This window comes from Streptomyces tuirus (assembly GCF_014701095.1).
Taxonomy (GTDB): Bacteria; Actinomycetota; Actinomycetes; order Streptomycetales; family Streptomycetaceae; genus Streptomyces; species Streptomyces tuirus.
In genome coordinates, this window is record NZ_AP023439.1 from 4,545,905 (window position 1) to 4,561,568 (window position 15,664).

At 66.3% G+C, this 15,664-nt stretch carries 29 protein-coding genes; all 29 read left to right on the plus strand.

The features are described 5' to 3' along the window. The first annotated feature begins 20 nt into the window (after positions 1 to 20). Positions 21 to 518, plus strand: a complete 498-nt coding sequence (locus IGS69_RS21005; protein ID WP_190902058.1) for a hypothetical protein — start codon at positions 21 to 23, stop codon at positions 516 to 518. A gap of 549 nt (positions 519 to 1,067) precedes the next feature. Next, complete coding sequence (gene rpsJ / locus IGS69_RS21010; protein WP_003948644.1) at positions 1,068 to 1,376, plus strand: 30S ribosomal protein S10; 309 nt, start codon at positions 1,068 to 1,070, stop codon at positions 1,374 to 1,376. A gap of 17 nt (positions 1,377 to 1,393) precedes the next feature. Continuing rightward, complete coding sequence (rplC, locus tag IGS69_RS21015; RefSeq protein WP_190902060.1) at positions 1,394 to 2,038, plus strand: 50S ribosomal protein L3; 645 nt, start codon at positions 1,394 to 1,396, stop codon at positions 2,036 to 2,038. A 7-nt stretch (positions 2,039 to 2,045) separates the two neighbouring features. Then, positions 2,046 to 2,702 carry a 50S ribosomal protein L4 gene (rplD, locus tag IGS69_RS21020; RefSeq protein WP_190902062.1) on the plus strand — a complete coding sequence of 219 codons (657 nt, stop codon included), beginning with the start codon at positions 2,046 to 2,048 and terminating at the stop codon, positions 2,700 to 2,702. Then, positions 2,702 to 3,121, plus strand: a complete 420-nt coding sequence (rplW, locus tag IGS69_RS21025) for a 50S ribosomal protein L23 (protein ID WP_031105224.1) — start codon at positions 2,702 to 2,704, stop codon at positions 3,119 to 3,121. The genes rplD and rplW overlap by 1 nt, the downstream gene beginning before the upstream one ends. A gap of 40 nt (positions 3,122 to 3,161) precedes the next feature. Then, positions 3,162 to 3,998, plus strand: coding sequence for a 50S ribosomal protein L2 (rplB, locus tag IGS69_RS21030; RefSeq protein ID WP_030839671.1), 837 nt, complete (start codon positions 3,162 to 3,164; stop codon positions 3,996 to 3,998). Between the two features lie 12 nt (positions 3,999 to 4,010). Then, positions 4,011 to 4,292 carry a 30S ribosomal protein S19 gene (gene rpsS / locus IGS69_RS21035; protein WP_003992359.1) on the plus strand — a complete coding sequence of 94 codons (282 nt, stop codon included), beginning with the start codon at positions 4,011 to 4,013 and terminating at the stop codon, positions 4,290 to 4,292. A gap of 42 nt (positions 4,293 to 4,334) precedes the next feature. Then, positions 4,335 to 4,682, plus strand: a complete 348-nt coding sequence (gene rplV, locus IGS69_RS21040) for a 50S ribosomal protein L22 (RefSeq protein ID WP_030839668.1) — start codon at positions 4,335 to 4,337, stop codon at positions 4,680 to 4,682. Then, positions 4,682 to 5,509, plus strand: coding sequence for a 30S ribosomal protein S3 (rpsC, locus tag IGS69_RS21045; protein WP_030839666.1), 828 nt, complete (start codon positions 4,682 to 4,684; stop codon positions 5,507 to 5,509). Before rplV ends, rpsC begins: the two co-directional genes overlap by 1 nt. 5 nt (positions 5,510 to 5,514) lie before the next feature. Continuing rightward, the gene (gene rplP / locus IGS69_RS21050; protein ID WP_003992362.1) at positions 5,515 to 5,934 is read left to right on the plus strand and encodes a 50S ribosomal protein L16; all 420 of its coding nucleotides are present in this window, start codon (positions 5,515 to 5,517) and stop codon (positions 5,932 to 5,934) included. Then, positions 5,934 to 6,158: a 50S ribosomal protein L29 gene (gene rpmC, locus IGS69_RS21055; RefSeq protein ID WP_003974259.1), complete on the plus strand. Its 225-nt coding sequence runs from the start codon at positions 5,934 to 5,936 to the stop codon at positions 6,156 to 6,158. Before rplP ends, rpmC begins: the two co-directional genes overlap by 1 nt. After that, positions 6,158 to 6,445, plus strand: a complete 288-nt coding sequence (gene rpsQ, locus IGS69_RS21060; RefSeq protein WP_190902064.1) for a 30S ribosomal protein S17 — start codon at positions 6,158 to 6,160, stop codon at positions 6,443 to 6,445. The genes rpmC and rpsQ overlap by 1 nt, the downstream gene beginning before the upstream one ends. 104 nt (positions 6,446 to 6,549) lie before the next feature. After that, the gene (gene rplN, locus IGS69_RS21065; RefSeq protein ID WP_003992364.1) at positions 6,550 to 6,918 is read left to right on the plus strand and encodes a 50S ribosomal protein L14; all 369 of its coding nucleotides are present in this window, start codon (positions 6,550 to 6,552) and stop codon (positions 6,916 to 6,918) included. A gap of 2 nt (positions 6,919 to 6,920) precedes the next feature. Further along, positions 6,921 to 7,244 (plus strand): 50S ribosomal protein L24, encoded by a 324-nt coding sequence (gene rplX / locus IGS69_RS21070; RefSeq protein ID WP_190902066.1) that lies wholly within the window; start codon positions 6,921 to 6,923, stop codon positions 7,242 to 7,244. Next, the gene (gene rplE, locus IGS69_RS21075; RefSeq protein ID WP_030839657.1) at positions 7,244 to 7,801 is read left to right on the plus strand and encodes a 50S ribosomal protein L5; all 558 of its coding nucleotides are present in this window, start codon (positions 7,244 to 7,246) and stop codon (positions 7,799 to 7,801) included. Before rplX ends, rplE begins: the two co-directional genes overlap by 1 nt. A 5-nt stretch (positions 7,802 to 7,806) precedes the next feature. Further along, a complete protein-coding gene (locus tag IGS69_RS21080; protein WP_003948630.1) occupies positions 7,807 to 7,992 on the plus strand; it encodes a type Z 30S ribosomal protein S14 in 186 nt (61 codons plus the stop codon). A gap of 213 nt (positions 7,993 to 8,205) precedes the next feature. After that, positions 8,206 to 8,604, plus strand: coding sequence for a 30S ribosomal protein S8 (gene rpsH, locus IGS69_RS21085; RefSeq protein ID WP_030839654.1), 399 nt, complete (start codon positions 8,206 to 8,208; stop codon positions 8,602 to 8,604). Between the two features lie 24 nt (positions 8,605 to 8,628). Then, positions 8,629 to 9,168 (plus strand): 50S ribosomal protein L6, encoded by a 540-nt coding sequence (rplF, locus tag IGS69_RS21090; protein ID WP_030839651.1) that lies wholly within the window; start codon positions 8,629 to 8,631, stop codon positions 9,166 to 9,168. A gap of 3 nt (positions 9,169 to 9,171) precedes the next feature. Then, complete coding sequence (rplR, locus tag IGS69_RS21095) at positions 9,172 to 9,555, plus strand: 50S ribosomal protein L18 (protein WP_190902068.1); 384 nt, start codon at positions 9,172 to 9,174, stop codon at positions 9,553 to 9,555. Positions 9,556 to 9,596: 41 nt separating this feature from the next. Further along, positions 9,597 to 10,202, plus strand: a complete 606-nt coding sequence (rpsE, locus tag IGS69_RS21100) for a 30S ribosomal protein S5 (protein WP_009190144.1) — start codon at positions 9,597 to 9,599, stop codon at positions 10,200 to 10,202. Positions 10,203 to 10,204: 2 nt separating this feature from the next. Further along, complete coding sequence (gene rpmD, locus IGS69_RS21105; protein WP_003974250.1) at positions 10,205 to 10,387, plus strand: 50S ribosomal protein L30; 183 nt, start codon at positions 10,205 to 10,207, stop codon at positions 10,385 to 10,387. Between the two features lie 2 nt (positions 10,388 to 10,389). Continuing rightward, a complete protein-coding gene (gene rplO, locus IGS69_RS21110) occupies positions 10,390 to 10,845 on the plus strand; it encodes a 50S ribosomal protein L15 (RefSeq protein ID WP_030839644.1) in 456 nt (151 codons plus the stop codon). A 235-nt stretch (positions 10,846 to 11,080) separates the two neighbouring features. Continuing rightward, positions 11,081 to 12,394, plus strand: a complete 1,314-nt coding sequence (gene secY, locus IGS69_RS21115; protein WP_190902070.1) for a preprotein translocase subunit SecY — start codon at positions 11,081 to 11,083, stop codon at positions 12,392 to 12,394. Beyond that, positions 12,394 to 13,056: an adenylate kinase gene (locus tag IGS69_RS21120; protein ID WP_190902072.1), complete on the plus strand. Its 663-nt coding sequence runs from the start codon at positions 12,394 to 12,396 to the stop codon at positions 13,054 to 13,056. Before secY ends, IGS69_RS21120 begins: the two co-directional genes overlap by 1 nt. A gap of 130 nt (positions 13,057 to 13,186) precedes the next feature. Further along, entirely contained in the window at positions 13,187 to 14,023 is an 837-nt protein-coding gene (gene map, locus IGS69_RS21125) for a type I methionyl aminopeptidase (protein ID WP_190902074.1), read from the plus strand. Positions 14,024 to 14,207: 184 nt separating this feature from the next. Then, on the plus strand, positions 14,208 to 14,429 hold the full coding sequence (infA, locus tag IGS69_RS21130) for a translation initiation factor IF-1 (protein WP_003948620.1): 222 nt from the start codon (positions 14,208 to 14,210) through the stop codon (positions 14,427 to 14,429). A gap of 66 nt (positions 14,430 to 14,495) precedes the next feature. Beyond that, positions 14,496 to 14,609 (plus strand): 50S ribosomal protein L36, encoded by a 114-nt coding sequence (gene rpmJ, locus IGS69_RS21135; RefSeq protein ID WP_003974245.1) that lies wholly within the window; start codon positions 14,496 to 14,498, stop codon positions 14,607 to 14,609. 194 nt (positions 14,610 to 14,803) lie between these two features. Continuing rightward, positions 14,804 to 15,184 carry a 30S ribosomal protein S13 gene (rpsM, locus tag IGS69_RS21140; RefSeq protein WP_004984507.1) on the plus strand — a complete coding sequence of 127 codons (381 nt, stop codon included), beginning with the start codon at positions 14,804 to 14,806 and terminating at the stop codon, positions 15,182 to 15,184. A 64-nt stretch (positions 15,185 to 15,248) separates the two neighbouring features. Then, positions 15,249 to 15,653, plus strand: coding sequence for a 30S ribosomal protein S11 (gene rpsK, locus IGS69_RS21145; RefSeq protein ID WP_003956432.1), 405 nt, complete (start codon positions 15,249 to 15,251; stop codon positions 15,651 to 15,653). Positions 15,654 to 15,664 lie beyond the last annotated feature (11 nt).

The window sequence follows — 15,664 nt, forward strand, 5'->3', positions numbered from 1 at the left end:
GTGGTCGGAGAGGAATTCTCATGGATCTCACCGGTCACTCGACCGACTTCATCGCCGACGCGTCGTTCCCCGAGGCCATTCGCCGCTTCGTCGGGCTCGGTGAGCAGCGGTGGCCGGGGCTCTTCGTGTGCGGCGAACCGCTGACGGACGGCGCCGCAGCGGACTGGCGCCTGCCGGAGTCGGCCGACGATGACTTCCCGGGCATCATCACCTTTTCTTCCGGTAGGGAAATGGAGGAGTTCTGGGAGTCGAACGGCTACGCCCTCGACGCCGCGAGGCAAGGGCCGTATGCCGTCTTCTATCGCCATCACGGGCAACCGCTGCACGCGACCAGGGTCTCCGGCGTGCACGTCCGCTCCCCGGAACAGGAAGCGGCGGCCGAAGGGACCCGACTCCTGCTGTCCCAGTACTACGCGGTCAGCGTCGTAACCCCGGAAGATCCAGACACCGACCCGTTCTCCAGGGATGTCGTGCGTGACTTCGTGGCATCCTTCGACCCCTCGGCAGCCGACTCGTAGGGTCCCGAGATCACCGCCGCTGCGACCCGCGCCCGACGCGCCCGACGGGGGAAGGCCGCCATCGGGCCTGCGACGCAGTGCTGGAGCGGATCCCTCACGGGTGAGGCCCGGGGCCGCTCGGGCTTGTGTTTGACCTGCGTCACCCCCGGGGTATTCTCCTCGGCTCGATTGGCGTCGGCCCTGCCCCCTATGGCAGACTGTCCGAGTTGCTCGGTCGAGTGTTGATGCTGCGCGCCTCCCGCCGGGGGGACCGGAAGCGAGTCCCACAGTACTCGTCGCCCTAACTGCCACCACGGCAGCGCTGGGGCGGACGTACGGGAATCTTCCGGGAAGTGTCAGCGCGGCACCGACCAGGCACCCGGTGGGCCTTCGCCCCCGGCCTGCGGTTCCGGAAGGGCCGTGTGCATTCCCAGCAGGGATGTTCGGACAAGGGACATCTGTGTCAGCGGCAGTGCGACACGCCCGACCGCGTGGGTCGGAGGAACGAAGGCAGCAGAAGGAATCCGCCGGGTTCCAGAGCGTGAGAAGAGACAGGACTACTGAGTAGCCATGGCGGGACAGAAGATCCGCATCCGGCTCAAGGCCTACGACCACGAGGTCATCGACTCCTCGGCGAAGAAGATCGTCGAGACGGTGACCCGCACTGGTGCGTCGGTCGCGGGCCCGGTGCCGCTGCCCACTGAGAAGAACGTGTACTGCGTCATCAAGTCGCCGCACAAGTACAAGGACTCGCGCGAGCACTTCGAGATGCGCACGCACAAGCGCCTGATCGACATCCTCGACCCGACCCCCAAGACCGTTGACTCTCTGATGCGACTCGACCTCCCGGCCGGTGTCGACATCGAGATCAAGCTCTGAAGGCCGGTGATCTGAGAATGGCTAAGCAGATCAAGGGCATCCTGGGCGAGAAGCTCGGCATGACGCAGGTGTGGGACGAGAACAACCGTGTTGTTCCGGTCACCGTCGTCAAGGCCGGCCCCAACGTCGTGACCCAGGTCCGTACGAACGACGTCGACGGCTACGAGTCGATCCAGATCGCCTTCGGCGAGATCGACCCGCGCAAGGTGAACAAGCCCCTCAAGGGCCACTTCGCCAAGGCCGACGTCACCCCCCGTCGTCACCTCGTCGAGATCCGCACCGCGGACGCCTCCGAGTACACGCTGGGCCAGGAAGTCACCGCCGAGGTGTTCGAGTCCGGCGTGAAGGTCGACGTCACCGGCAAGAGCAAGGGCAAGGGCTTCGCCGGTGTCATGAAGCGTCACAACTTCAAGGGCCTCGGCGCCGGTCACGGCACCCAGCGCAAGCACCGCTCGCCCGGTTCCATCGGTGGCTGCGCCACCCCGGGCCGCGTGTTCAAGGGCCTCCGCATGGCGGGTCGCATGGGCAACGAGCGTGTCACCACCCAGAACCTGACCGTCCACGCCGTTGACGCGGAGAAGGGTCTGCTGCTCATCAAGGGCGCGGTTCCCGGTCCGAACGGCGGCCTCGTCCTGGTCCGCACCGCGGCCAAGGGGGCCTGAGGTACCGATGAGCACTGTTGACATCCTTTCGCCTGCCGGCGAGAAGACCGGTAGCGTCGAGCTCCCCGCGGAGATCTTCGGCGTGGAGAAGATCAGCATCCCGCTGATCCACCAGGTCGTCGTCGCGCAGAACGCCGCTGCCCGTCAGGGCACGCACAAGACCAAGACCCGCGGCGAGGTTCGCGGTGGCGGCAAGAAGCCGTACCGCCAGAAGGGCACCGGCCGCGCCCGCCAGGGTTCGACCCGTGCGCCGCAGTTCGCCGGCGGTGGCGTCGTCCACGGCCCGCAGCCGCGTGACTACTCGCAGCGGACCCCGAAGAAGATGAAGGCCGCGGCCCTGCGCCACGCCCTCACCGACCGGGCCCGCCACAACCGCATCCACGTCGTCTCCGGCGTGGTCGAGGGCGAGACCCCCTCCACGAAGGCCGCCAGGACGCTGTTCGGCAAGATCTCGGAGCGCAAGAACCTGCTCCTGGTCGTCGACCGCGCCGACGAGGCCGCGTGGCTGTCCGCCCGCAACCTGCCCCAGATCCACATCCTGGAGCCGGGCCAGCTGAACACGTACGACGTTCTCGTCTCGGACGACGTGGTCTTCACCAAGGCCGCCTTCGAGTCCTTCGTGTCCGGCCCGAAGGCCAATGACACCGAAGGGAGCGAGGCCTGATGGCTATCCGTCACCCCGCTATCGCCTCCAAGGCGGCGAAGAAGGCCAAGGCCGCGCGCGTCGCCAAGGCGCGCCGCCACGCCGCCGAGGGCAAGAACACCGTCGAGACGCCGCTGAGCAAGTCCTTCACGGACCCCCGTGACGTGCTGCTCAAGCCGGTCGTCTCCGAGAAGAGCTACGCGCTTCTCGACGAGGGCAAGTACACGTTCGTCGTGGACCCGAGCGCCAACAAGACCCAGATCAAGCAGGCCGTCCAGGCGGTCTTCTCGGTCAAGGTCACCGGGGTCAACACGATCAACCGCCAGGGCAAGCGCAAGCGGACCCGCACCGGCTTCGGCCAGCGCGCGTCCACCAAGCGCGCGATCGTGACCCTCGCTGAGGGCGACCGTATCGACATCTTCGGCGGTCCGACCGCCTAAGGGCGGTCCGGATCGTCCGATATCGGACGAGGACTGAGAAATGGGAATCCGCAAGTACAAGCCGACTACGCCGGGCCGTCGCGGCTCCAGCGTCGCCGACTTCGTCGAGGTCACGCGGTCCACGCCGGAGAAGTCGTTGGTCCGCCCCCTGCACAGCAAGGGTGGCCGTAACAACTCCGGTCGTGTGACCGTCCGCCACCAGGGCGGTGGCCACAAGCGCGCCTACCGCGTGATCGACTTCCGTCGTCACGACAAGGACGGCGTGCCGGCGAAGGTCGCGCACATCGAGTACGACCCCAACCGCACCGCGCGCATCGCGCTGCTGCACTACGCCGACGGCGAGAAGCGCTACATCCTCGCCCCGCGCAACCTGCAGCAGGGTGACCGCGTCGAGAACGGTCCCGGGGCCGACATCAAGCCGGGCAACAACCTTGCCCTGCGCAACATCCCGGTCGGTACCACGCTGCACGCCATCGAGCTGCGTCCGGGCGGCGGCGCGAAGTTCGCCCGCTCCGCCGGCGCCTCCGTGCAGCTGCTCGCGAAGGAGGGCTCCATGGCCCACCTCCGCATGCCGTCCGGTGAGATCCGCCTGGTCGACCAGCGCTGCCGCGCCACGGTCGGCGAGGTGGGCAACGCCGAGCAGAGCAACATCAACTGGGGTAAGGCGGGCCGTAAGCGCTGGCTGGGCGTTCGCCCGACCGTGCGTGGTGTGGTCATGAACCCGGTGGACCACCCGCACGGTGGTGGCGAAGGCCGTACCTCGGGTGGTCGTCACCCGGTGTCCCCCTGGGGCAAGAAGGAAGGCCGTACTCGTTCGCCCAAGAAGGCGTCGAACAAGTACATCGTCCGCCGCCGCAAGACGAACAAGAAGCGCTAAGGACGGGTTGAGATGCCTCGTAGCTTGAAGAAGGGGCCCTTCGTCGACGACCACCTGATCAAGAAGGTGGACGCCCAGAACGAAGCCGGCACCAAGAACGTCATCAAGACCTGGTCCCGTCGCTCCATGATCGTGCCGGCCATGCTCGGCCACACGCTCGCGGTGCACAACGGCAAGACCCACATTCCGGTGTTCGTCACCGAGTCGATGGTCGGCCACAAGCTCGGCGAGTTCTCGCCGACGCGCACCTTCCGGGGTCACGTCAAGGACGACCGGAAGTCGAAGCGCCGCTAAGCGCGGGGTGGAATGACCATGACAGACACTGGAAGGACAACCATGGAAGCCAGGGCCCAGGCGCGGTACATCCGCGTCACGCCCATGAAGGCCCGCCGCGTGGTGGACCTCATCCGTGGCCTGAACGCCACGGAGGCTCAGGCGGTCCTGCGTTTCGCCCCGCAGGCCGCGAGCCAGCCGGTCGGCAAGGTGCTTGACAGCGCCATCGCCAACGCCGCGCACAACTACGACCACACCGATGTCGACAGCCTCTTCGTCTCCGAGGCCTACGTCGACGAGGGCCCGACCCTGAAGCGGTTCCGGCCGCGTGCCCAGGGCCGTGCCTACCGGATCCGCAAGCGGACCAGCCACATCACCGTGGTCGTCAGCAGCAAGGAAGGAACCCGGTAATGGGCCAGAAGGTAAACCCGCACGGGTTCCGGCTCGGTGTCACGACCGACTTCAAGTCGCGTTGGTACGCCGACAAGCTGTACAAGGACTACGTCAAGGAAGACGTCGCCATCCGTCGGATGATGACGTCCGGCATGGAGCGCGCCGGCATCTCGAAGGTTGAGATCGAGCGCACCCGTGACCGCGTGCGTGTGGACATCCACACCGCTCGTCCGGGCATCGTCATCGGCCGCCGTGGCGCCGAGGCCGACCGCATCCGCGGTGACCTCGAGAAGCTCACGGGCAAGCAGGTCCAGCTGAACATCCTCGAGGTCAAGAACCCCGAGACCGACGCTCAGCTGGTTGCCCAGGCCGTCGCCGAGCAGCTCTCCTCCCGCGTCTCCTTCCGCCGCGCCATGCGCAAGAGCATGCAGTCGGCGATGAAGGCGGGCGCCAAGGGCATCAAGATCCAGTGCGGTGGCCGCCTCGGTGGCGCCGAGATGTCCCGCTCGGAGTTCTACCGCGAGGGCCGTGTGCCCCTGCACACGCTCCGCGCGAACGTGGACTACGGCTTCTTCGAGGCCAAGACGACCTTCGGCCGCATCGGCGTGAAGGTCTGGATCTACAAGGGCGACGTCAAGAACATCGCCGAGGTCCGCGCCGAGAACGCCGCGGCCCGTGCGGGCAACCGCCCGGCCCGTGGTGGCGCCGACCGCCCGGCCCGTGGTGGCCGCGGTGGCGAGCGTGGCGGGCGCGGTCGTAAGCCGCAGCAGGCTGCCGGCGCCGAGGCCCCCAAGGCCGAGGCTCCCGCCGCCGCTCCGGCTGAGAGCACCGGAACGGAGGCCTGACCGTCATGCTGATCCCCCGTAGGGTCAAGCACCGCAAGCAGCACCACCCCAAGCGCAACGGCATGTCCAAGGGTGGCACGCAGGTTGCGTTCGGCGAGTACGGCATCCAGGCGCTGACCCCGGCCTACGTGACGAACCGCCAGATCGAGGCGGCTCGTATCGCGATGACCCGCCACATCAAGCGTGGCGGCAAGGTCTGGATCAACATCTACCCGGACCGCCCCCTCACCAAGAAGCCCGCCGAGACCCGCATGGGTTCCGGTAAGGGTTCTCCTGAGTGGTGGATCGCCAACGTCAAGCCCGGACGTGTGATGTTCGAGCTGTCGTACCCCAACGAGAAGATCGCGCGCGAGGCTCTGACCCGTGCGGCTCACAAGCTGCCGATGAAGTGCAAGATCGTCAAGCGCGAGGCAGGTGAAGCGTGATGTCGGCCGGTACCAAGGCGTCTGAGCTGCGCGAGCTGGGCAACGAGGAGCTTCTCGCGAAGCTTCGCGAGGCCAAGGAAGAGCTGTTCAACCTCCGCTTCCAGGCGGCGACGGGTCAGCTCGAGAACCACGGTCGGCTCAAGGCCGTCCGCAAGGACATCGCGCGGATCTACACCCTGATGCGTGAGCGCGAGCTGGGCATCGAGACGGTGGAGAGCGCCTGATGAGCGAGAGCAACGTGACTGAAGAGACCAAGACGGGCCGCGGTTTCCGCAAGACCCGCGAGGGCCTGGTCGTCAGCGACAAGATGGACAAGACCGTCGTCGTCGCCGTCGAGGACCGCGTCAAGCACGCGCTGTACGGCAAGGTCATCCGCCGTACCAACAAGCTCAAGGCGCACGACGAGCAGAACGCCGCGGGCGTCGGCGACCGTGTCCTCCTCATGGAGACCCGGCCGCTGTCCGCGACCAAGCGCTGGCGCGTCGTCGAGATCCTCGAGAAGGCCAAGTAATCCCTCCTAGGGGGACCCCCTAGGCATCGTTCCGCCAGGCTCGGGGCGGGGTGTGCGCGTTGCGCAGCCCGCCCCGGGAACCGGCAGACAATCAGGAGATAGACGTGATCCAGCAGGAGTCGCGACTGCGTGTCGCCGACAACACTGGTGCGAAGGAGATCCTTTGCATCCGTGTGCTCGGCGGCTCCGGTCGCCGCTACGCGGGTATCGGTGACGTCATCGTCGCCACCGTCAAGGACGCGATCCCCGGCGGCAACGTGAAGAAGGGTGACGTCATCAAGGCGGTCATCGTTCGCACCGTCAAGGAGCGCCGCCGTCCGGACGGCTCGTACATCCGCTTCGACGAGAACGCCGCCGTCATTCTCAAGAACGACGGCGACCCTCGTGGCACCCGTATCTTCGGCCCGGTCGGCCGGGAGCTGCGCGAGAAGAAGTTCATGAAGATCATCTCCCTCGCGCCGGAGGTGCTGTGAGCATGAAGATCAAGAAGGGCGACCTGGTTCAGGTCATCACCGGTAAGGACAAGGGCAAGCAGGGCAAGGTCATCGCGGCCTTCCCCCGCGAGGACCGTGTCCTGGTCGAGGGTGTCAACCGGGTCAAGAAGCACACCAAGGCCGGTCCGACGGCTCGCGGTTCGCAGGCCGGCGGCATCGTCACCACCGAGGCGCCGATCCACGTCTCCAACGTCCAGCTGGTCGCGGAGAAGGACGGCAACAAGGTCGTGACCCGCGTCGGTTACCGCTTCGACGACGAAGGCAACAAGATCCGCGTTGCCAAGCGGACGGGTGAGGACATCTGATGACGACCACCACCAGCCCGCGTCTGAAGCAGAAGTACCGTGAGGAGATCACGGGCAAGCTGCGTGACGAGTTCAAGTACGAGAACGTCATGCAGATCCCCGGTCTCGTCAAGATCGTGGTCAACATGGGTGTGGGCGACGCCGCCCGCGACTCCAAGCTGATCGAGGGCGCCATCCGCGACCTCACCACGATCACCGGTCAGAAGCCGGCCGTCACCAAGGCCCGCAAGTCCATCGCGCAGTTCAAGCTGCGTGAGGGCCAGCCGATCGGTGCCCACGTCACGCTCCGTGGCGACCGCATGTGGGAGTTCCTGGACCGCACCCTGTCGCTCGCGCTGCCGCGCATCCGCGACTTCCGCGGCCTGTCCCCCAAGCAGTTCGACGGCCGTGGCAACTACACCTTCGGTCTCACGGAGCAGGTCATGTTCCACGAGATCGACCAGGACAAGATCGACCGCACCCGGGGTATGGACATCACCGTGGTGACCACGGCGACCAACGACGCTGAGGGCCGCGCGCTCCTTCGTCACCTCGGCTTCCCCTTCAAGGAGGCGTGAGCGAGATGGCGAAGAAGGCTCTGATCGCTAAGGCTGCTCGCAAGCCCAAGTTCGGTGTGCGTGGCTACACCCGCTGCCAGCGCTGCGGCCGCCCGCACTCCGTGTACCGCAAGTTCGGCCTGTGCCGCGTGTGCCTTCGTGAGATGGCTCACCGTGGCGAGCTGCCGGGCGTGACCAAGAGCTCCTGGTAATCCCCCCTATAAGGGATTTGCAGGGCTCTCGGTAAGCATCTGGGGCGGCAGGACGCCCAGCCCACATGCCTTAGGCTTGTGGGGTTGGGCGTCTGCCGCCGCCCTTACGACTTACTACGCCGTAGGTCCACCGCGCCGCACCCGTCCCGTCTCGGATCGGGGAGAGGGATGGCGCACCAGGAAACCCCGGCGAGAGAGGCCACAGGCCAATTCATGACCATGACTGATCCGATCGCAGACATGCTGACGCGTCTGCGGAACGCGAACTCGGCGTACCACGACTCCGTGACGATGCCGGCGTCCAAGATCAAGTCGCACATCGCGGAGATCCTCCAGCAGGAGGGCTTCATCACGGGCTGGAAGGTCGAGGACGCCGAGGTCGGCAAGAACCTCGTCCTGGAGCTGAAGTTCGGCCCCAACCGTGAGCGCTCCATCGCGGGCATCAAGCGGATCTCCAAGCCCGGTCTCCGGGTGTACGCGAAGTCCACCAACCTGCCGAAGGTTCTCGGCGGCCTGGGCGTGGCCATCATCTCCACGTCGCACGGGCTCCTGACCGACAAGCAGGCGCAGAAGAAGGGCGTGGGTGGGGAAGTCCTCGCCTACGTCTGGTAATTCGGGAACGGAGGAGAGACAGCAATGTCGCGTATCGGCAAGCTCCCCATCCCGGTTCCCGCCGGCGTGGACGTCACCATCGACGGCCGTACGGTCGCGGTCAAGGGCCCCAAGGGCGAACTGACCCACACCGTCATCGCGCCGATCGACATCGCTAAGGCCGAGGACGGCACCCTTCAGGTGCTGCGGCCGAACGACGAGCGGCAGAGCAAGGCCCTGCACGGCCTGTCCCGCACGCTGGTGGCGAACATGATCACCGGTGTGACCACGGGATACGTCAAGAAGCTCGAAATCAGCGGTGTCGGTTACCGTGTCGTGGCCAAGGGCTCCAACCTGGAGTTCTCCCTGGGCTACAGCCACCCGATCCTGGTCGAGGCCCCCGAGGGCATCACCTTCAAGGTGGAGTCCCCGACCCGTTTCTCGGTCGAGGGCATCGACAAGCAGAAGGTCGGCGAGGTTGCGGCCAACATCCGCAAGCTGCGCAAGCCCGACCCGTACAAGGCCAAGGGCGTCAAGTACGAGGGCGAAGTCATCCGCCGCAAGGTCGGAAAGGCGGGTAAGTAAGCCATGGCATACGGACAGAAGATCCTTAAGGGCGACGCCTACAAGCGCGCCGCGATCAAGCGCCGCCACATCCGGAGCCGTAAGCACATCAACGGAACGGCGGAGCGTCCGCGTCTGGTCGTTACCCGCTCGAACCGCCACATCGTGGCCCAGGTGATCGACGACATCAAGGGTCACACCCTGGCGTCGGCGTCCACCCTGGACACCTCGATCCGCGGTGGCGAGGGCGACAAGTCCGCGCAGGCCAAGCAGGTCGGCGCCCTGGTCGCCGAGCGCGCCAAGGCCGCCGGTGTCGAGGCCGTCGTGTTCGACCGTGGTGGTAACCAGTACGCGGGGCGCATCGCCGCCCTGGCGGACGCCGCCCGCGAGGCCGGACTCAAGTTCTGAGTCGGTTCCGTAGCTAGCGGAAACAGAGAGAGGTAATTCCAATGGCTGGACCCCAGCGCCGCGGTGGCGGTGCCGGTGGCGGCGAGCGGCGGGACCGGAAGGGCCGTGACGGCGGCGCTGCTGCCGCCGAGAAGACCGCGTACGTTGAGCGCGTTGTCGCGATCAACCGCGTCGCCAAGGTTGTGAAGGGTGGTCGTCGCTTCAGCTTCACCGCGCTGGTCGTGGTGGGCGACGGTGACGGCACCGTGGGTGTCGGTTACGGCAAGGCCAAGGAGGTGCCGGCCGCCATCGCCAAGGGTGTGGAGGAGGCCAAGAAGCACTTCTTCAAGGTCCCCCGTATCCAGGGCACCATCCCGCACCCCATCCAGGGTGAGAAGGCTGCCGGCGTCGTGCTCCTGAAGCCCGCGTCGCCCGGTACCGGTGTTATCGCCGGTGGTCCGGTGCGTGCCGTGCTCGAGTGCGCCGGTATCCACGACGTGCTGTCGAAGTCGCTCGGCTCCGACAACGCGATCAACATCGTGCACGCGACCGTGGAGGCCCTGAAGGGTCTGCAGCGTCCCGAGGAGATCGCGGCCCGCCGTGGTCTGCCGCTCGAGGACGTCGCTCCCGCGGCTCTTCTCCGTGCGCGTGCCGGGGCGGGTGCGTAATCATGGCGCAGCTCAAGATTACGCAGGTCAAGTCCTACATCGGCAGCAAGCAGAACCACCGTGACACCCTGCGTTCCCTTGGTCTCAAGGGCATCAACACGCAGGTCGTCAAGGAGGACCGCCCCGAGTTCCGCGGCATGGTGCACACCGTCCGCCACCTCGTGACGGTCGAGGAGGTCGACTGATCATGGCGGAGCAGAACCCGCTCAAGATCCACAACCTCCGTCCCGCCCCGGGCGCCAAGACCGCCAAGACCCGTGTGGGTCGTGGTGAGGCGTCGAAGGGTAAGACGGCCGGTCGTGGTACCAAGGGCACGAAGGCCCGTTACCAGGTTCCGGAGCGCTTCGAGGGTGGCCAGATGCCCCTCCACATGCGTCTCCCGAAGCTGAAGGGCTTCAAGAACCCGTTCAAGACCGAGTTCCAGGTCGTGAACCTCGACAAGCTGGCCGCGCTCTACCCCGAGGGTGGCGAGGTCACCGTCGAGGGTCTGGTGGCCAAGGGGGCCGTTCGCAAGAACAGCCTCGTCAAGGTCCTCGGCCAGGGCGAGATCTCCGTGGCGCTGCAGGTGACGGTCGACGCCGTCTCCGGCTCCGCCAAGGAGAAGATCACCGCCGCCGGCGGTTCCGTCACCGAGCTCGTCTGAACACCACAGGCGTCTCGATGACCTGAGCGATCCCGACCGGGGATACCCCACAAATGGGGTATCCCCGGTTGGTCGTTCCTAGGGCGGCAGTCTCGCCGGTAAGGTGGCCTGCACTGCCCACTTTTCACTGGGTGCTGTACTTCGGGCACTCACAGCGGCAGTTGACCGTTACCTATTCGTCGAACCTCAAGACCGTCACCCTTGACGCAGTTGCGCGGGGGTCGCAGGAGGCACCGTGCTCACCGCGTTCGCCCGGGCGTTCAAGACGCCCGACCTGCGCAAGAAGCTGCTCTTCACGCTCGGCATCATCGTGGTCTACCGGGTCGGTACGCACATCCCGATCCCAGGCGTCGACTACCGGAACGTCCAGACCTGTATCGACAACGCCCAGGCCAACCAGGGTCTCTTCGGCCTGGTCAACATGTTCAGCGGCGGCGCGCTGCTGCAGATCACGATCTTCGCCCTGGGCATCATGCCGTACATCACGGCGAGCATCATTCTGCAGCTGCTGACCGTGGTGATCCCGCGCCTGGAAGCCCTGAAGAAGGAGGGCCAGGCCGGTACGGCGAAGATCACGCAGTACACCCGTTACCTGACGATCGCCCTCGCTATTCTCCAGGGCACCGGCCTCGTCGCCACCGCCCGCAGCGGCGCTCTGTTCACCGGCTGCCCGGTGGCCAGCCAGATCGTCCCCGACCAGTCGATCTTCGTCACCATCACCATGGTCATCACGATGACCGCCGGTACGGCTGCCGTGATGTGGCTCGGTGAGCTCATCACCGACCGCGGCATCGGCAACGGCATGTCGATCCTGATGTTCATCTCGATCGCCGCCACCTTCCCGTCCGCCCTGTGGGCCATCAAGCAGGAGGGCTCCCTGGCCGGCGGCTGGATCGAGTTCGGCACGGTCATCCTGGTCGGCTTCGCCATGGTCGGCCTGGTGGTCTTCGTCGAGCAGGCCCAGCGCCGTATCCCGGTGCAGTACGCCAAGCGCATGATCGGCCGCCGTTCCTACGGCGGTACGTCCACCTACATCCCGCTCAAGGTGAACCAGGCGGGTGTGATCCCCGTCATCTTCGCCTCGTCGCTGCTCTACATCCCGGCACTGATCGCTCAGTTCGCCGGAGGCACCTCGGGCTGGAAGACCTGGATCGAGCAACACTTCGTCAAGGGCGACCACCCGTACTACATCATTACGTACTTCCTGCTGATCGTCTTCTTCGCGTTCTTCTACGTGGCCATCTCGTTCAACCCCGAGGAAGTCGCGGACAACATGAAGAAGTATGGTGGCTTCATCCCGGGCATCCGGGCTGGCCGACCGACCGCTGAGTACCTGAGCTACGTACTCAACCGGATCACCTGGCCGGGTTCGCTGTACTTGGGGCTGATCGCTCTCGTGCCGACGATGGCGTTGGCTGGTTTCGGGGCAAACCAGAACTTCCCGTTCGGCGGGACCAGCATCCTGATCATCGTGGGTGTCGGTCTCGAGACCGTGAAGCAGATCGAGAGCCAGCTCCAGCAGCGCAATTACGAAGGGTTCCTCCGCTGATGCGTATCGTCCTCGTCGGGCCGCCGGGTGCCGGCAAGGGAACGCAGGCCGCGTTCCTGGCCAAGAACCTGTCGATCCCGCACATCTCCACGGGCGACCTGTTCCGGGCCAACATCAGCCGGCAGACGGAACTCGGCAAACTGGCGAAGTCCTACATGGACGCGGGCAATCTCGTGCCCGACGAGGTCACCATCGCGATGGCGAAGGACCGCATGGAGCAGCCGGACGCCGAGAACGGTTTTCTGCTGGACGGCTTCCCCCGCAATGTCTCGCAGGCCGAGGCGCTCGACGAGCTGCTCGAGTCCGAGAGCATGCAGCTCGACGCGGTGCTGGACCTCGAGGTCCCCGAGGACGAGGTGGTCAAGCGCATCGCCGGCCGCCGCATCTGCCGTAACGACTCCTCGCACGTCTTCCACGTGACGTACAAGCAGCCGGGCAAGGACGGCGTCTGCGACGTCTGCGGCGGCGAGCTGTACCAGCGGGACGACGACTCCGAGGAGACGGTCCGCACGCGGCTGGAGGTCTACCACACCCAGACCGAGCCGATCATCGACTACTACAAGGCCCAGGGCCTGGTGGTCACGATCTCCGCGCTCGGCAAGGTGGAGGACGTCACGACGCGCGCCATGGAGGCGCTGAAGCGTGACGAGGACGGCAAGTAGTCGTCCGTGCACAGCTACGGCCGCGGTTCCCCTCGGGGGCCGCGGCTGCTGTGTGGGCGGGGCCGGCGCGCGGCCCCGTATCGTTGAAGGCGTTCGCCGTCCCCGAAGGTCCAGAAAGGCCGTAGCTCCCATGGTGCAGATCAAGAGCCCCGAGCAGATCGCCAGGATGCGTGAGGCGGGGCTGGTCGTCGCGGCCATTCACGCGGCGACCGGTGAGGCCGCGGTGCCCGGGGCGACGACGAGGGATCTGGACCAGGTGGCCCGCAAGGTCCTCGCCGAGCACAACGCCAAGCCGAACTTCCTCGGCTACGGCGGCTTCCCGGCGACGATCTGCACGTCCGTGAACGAGGTCGTCGTCCACGGCATCCCGTCCGACGACGTCGTCCTCAAGGACGGGGACATCATCTCCATCGACTGCGGCGCGATCGTCGACGGCTGGCACGGCGACGCAGCGTTCACGGCCTTCGTGGGCTCCGGTCACGCTCCGGAGCTCATCGAGCTCTCCCGGGTGACCGAGGAGTCGATGTGGGCCGGCATCGCCGCGATGAAGCAGGGCAACCGCCTGGTCGACGTCTCCCGGGCCATCGAGACGTACATCCGCCGCCAGCCCAAGCCCGGCGGCGGCAAGTACGGGATCATCGAGGACTACGGCGGCCACGGCATCGGCACCGAGATGCACATGGACCCGCACCTGCTGAACTACGTCGACCGCCGGCGCGGCAAGGGTCCGAAGCTGGTGCCCGGCTTCTGCCTCGCGATCGAGCCGATGGTGTCCCTGGGGACGCCGAAGACGGAGGTCCTCCAGGACGACTGGACCGTCATCACGACGGACGGTACGTGGTCGTCGCACTGGGAGCACTCCGTCGCTCTGACGGAGGAGGGGCCGCTCGTGCTGACGGCTCCCGACGGGGGCAAGGCGAAGCTCGCCGAGCTGGGGATCGTGGCCGCGCCGGATCCGCTGGGCTGAGCACCTGCCGGGGTGGGTAAGCGCCCCTGCAGGGGCGCTTAAAGATCTGCCCGCCGGGGCAGACTCTCCCGATTCGTGTTTCCGAGGGGCCTGACGTAGACTGACTCGTCGGCTCTTGTGTACCCGCATGCCTGCATGCGCCTCACACAGGGTCGATCAAGGTAGTCGATTCGAAGGGCGAAGCGTGGCCAAGAAGCAAGGTGCCATCGAGATCGAGGGCACTGTCGTCGAGTCTCTTCCGAACGCCATGTTCAAGGTCGAGCTCCAGAACGGCCACCAGGTCCTGGCACACATCAGCGGCAAGATGCGCATGCACTACATCCGCATCCTCCCTGACGACCGGGTCGTGGTGGAGCTGTCTCCGTACGACCTGACCCGTGGCCGGATCGTCTACCGCTACAAGTAGATCTTGCCTGTGCCCCGGCGCCGTGTGCGATGGGGCTGCCGGCACTGACCCGGAGAACCTCAACCCATGAAGGTCAAGCCGAGCGTCAAGAAGATCTGCGACAAGTGCAGGGTGATCCGCCGTCACGGCCGGGTCATGGTCATCTGCGACAACCCGCGCCACAAGCAGCGCCAGGGCTGACGCACGACCGATCCCTCTGCATCCATCGCAGAGATTCGCGCGACGCAAGCAGAACATGTTCATACGCAGGACCCAGGCGGACCCCGTTCCGTCTGACACCCCCGGTTCGGAGGCTGGGGACCCAGTTCGTACCTGGTACGGCGGCTGGGATCCGGTTCTGCGGAAGACCTCCGACAAGTAACTGGAGCCATTGAATGGCACGCGTTTCCGGTGTTGACATCCCGCGCGAAAAGCGCGTGGAGATCGCCCTCACCTACGTGTTCGGCATCGGCCGGACTCTCTCCCAGCAGACGCTGGCCGCCACCGGCGTGGACCCGAACACCCGTGTTCGGGACCTCTCCGAGGAGCAGCTGGTCGCGATCCGCGAGTACGTCGACAACAACATCAAGACCGAGGGTGACCTCCGTCGCGAGATCCAGGCCGACATCCGCCGCAAGGTCGAGATCGGTACCTACCAGGGTCTGCGTCACCGTCGTGGTCTGCCCGTCCGCGGTCAGCGCACCAGCACCAACGCTCGTACCCGCAAGGGTCCGCGTCGCGCCATCGCCGGCAAGAAGAAGCCGGGCAAGAAGTAGTCCACAGCGGACGACTGTCCACGGTCTTCGCTGTAGGACCGACCACCTCCCGTAGGAGTTATAGATGCCCCCCAAGGGTCGTCAGGGCGCTGCCAAGAAGGTGCGCCGCAAGGAAAAGAAGAACGTCGCTCACGGCCACGCGCACATCAAGAGCACGTTCAACAACACGATCGTCTCGATCACGGACCCGTCCGGCAACGTGATCTCCTGGGCCTCCGCCGGCCACGTCGGCTTCAAGGGCTCCCGGAAGTCCACGCCGTTCGCCGCGCAGATGGCCGCCGAGTCGGCTGCCCGCCGCGCCCAGGAGCACGGCATGCGCAAGGTCGACGTCTTCGTCAAGGGCCCGGGCTCCGGTCGTGAGACCGCGATCCGCTCCCTGCAGGCGACCGGCCTCGAGGTCGGTTCGATCCAGGACGTCACGCCGACCCCGCACAACGGCTGCCGTCCGCCGAAGCGCCGCCGCGTCTGACCCCTCGGGGC